At 68.4% G+C, this 1,539-nt stretch carries 2 protein-coding genes; both read right to left on the reverse strand.

Translation table 11 applies throughout. The features are described from left to right. The coding region (locus ANI01nite_RS17255) for an alpha-amylase family glycosyl hydrolase (RefSeq protein WP_443093369.1) at positions 1-136 on the reverse strand (136 nt) is incomplete at its 3' end. Between the two features lie 38 nt (positions 137-174). Further along, positions 175-1,539: alpha-amylase family glycosyl hydrolase (locus ANI01nite_RS16595; RefSeq protein ID WP_141359363.1), on the reverse strand; the 1,365-nt coding region annotated here is incomplete at its 5' end.

Consider the following 1,539-nt stretch of genomic DNA (forward strand, 5'->3'; position numbering starts at 1 on the left):
GGGAGGTCACGCCCTTCAGATCCCCGATGCCGTCTCCGTTGGCGTCGGCGAAGGAGCGCGGGTAGATCTGGTAGACGGCTGCCTGCCGCCACCAGTCAGCGTCGAGGGCGGTGGCTGTCTGCAGTGCGGTTGGCACGGTGGTGTCCTCCTTGGACTGGGTTGGTCGATGGCGGCTCACGCGCGCAGCCAGGCGGTGGCGTTGGCAGGCAGCAGTCCGTCTTCCAGCGGGGCGCTGGCGAGCAGCAGCTCGCCCTCGGGCAGCGCAACGGGCGTGGTGCCGAAGTTGGTGATGCTGTGCCAGCCGCCGGGGCGGCTGAAATGCAGCACATGCTCGTTGGGGCTGGCCTCCCAGGCGAGTTCCTCCGCCGACTGCAGTTCATGGCGCAGGGGAATGGCGCGCCGGTAGAAGGACAGGGTGGAGGCCGGATCCTGCTCCTGGGCGTCGACCGCGTAGCGGGAGAACCACTGCGGCTGCGGCAGGTGGGAGCCGCCGGCGCCGAACCCGTAGGAGCTTCCCTGGCTTTTCCAGGGCAGCGGGACGCGGCATCCGTCGCGCCCGATCTCCACGCCCTTGTTGCGGAAGAAGGCCGGATCCTGGCGGTGTTCGTCGGCGATCTCCTCGCCAACCTCCTGCAAGCCCAATTCCTCGCCTTGGTAGAGGTAGGCCGAGCCGGGCAGGGCAAGCATGAGCTGGGTCGCCGCCTTGGCGCGGCGCAGGCCGAGCTCGGTGTCCACCTCGTCTTGGCGTCCGCCGTCGAGCAGCCACTGCTTGCCACCCACGTTCATGATCTGGGCCTCGTCCTGGGCGCCGGTGCGCTGCAGGCCGTAGCGGGTTGCGTGGCGTACCACATCGTGGTTGGAGAAGACCCACGTGGTCGAGGCGCCCGAGTCCGCGGCGAAGGCCAGGTTGTCGCCGATGATCTTGCGGAAGTCAGCGGCCCGGAAATCGGCCTGGAGCAGATCGAAGTTGAAGGACTGCCCCAACCCCTCGCTGCTGGCATAGCGTGCGCGGCGATGCGGCTCCACCCAGGCCTCGGCCACGGCGATGCGCGGAGGCGTGTACTCGTTGAAGATCTTGCGCCATTCGGCGTAGATGTCATGGACCTCGTCGCGGTCCCAGATCGGGTGCTGGCCGTCCTCGAAGAGATCCTGCCCGGACAGCACGGACTTGAGGTGGTCGAAGGCCGGGTCCAGGTTCTTGGTCAGGCCGTGGGCCACGTCGATGCGGAAGCCGTCGACCCCGCGATCCGACCAGAAACGCAAGGTGGTCTCGAAGTCGGCATGGACCTCCGGGTTCTTCCAGTTGAAGTCGGGCTGCTCGGGGGCGAAGAGGTGGAAGTACCACTGGCCCGGCGTGCCGTCGGGCTCGGTGATGCGCTGCCATGCGCTGCCACCGAAGATGGCGGTCCAATTGTTCGGCGGCAGCTCGCCGTGCTCTCCCTTCCCGTCGCGGAAGATGTAGCGCTCGCGCTCCGGGGAGCCCGGGCCGGCGGCCAGGGCCGCCTGGAACCACGTGTGGCGGTCGGAGGAGTGGTTGGG

The organism is Glutamicibacter nicotianae (assembly GCF_006539525.1).
GTDB classification, from domain to species: Bacteria; Actinomycetota; Actinomycetes; order Actinomycetales; family Micrococcaceae; genus Glutamicibacter; species Glutamicibacter nicotianae.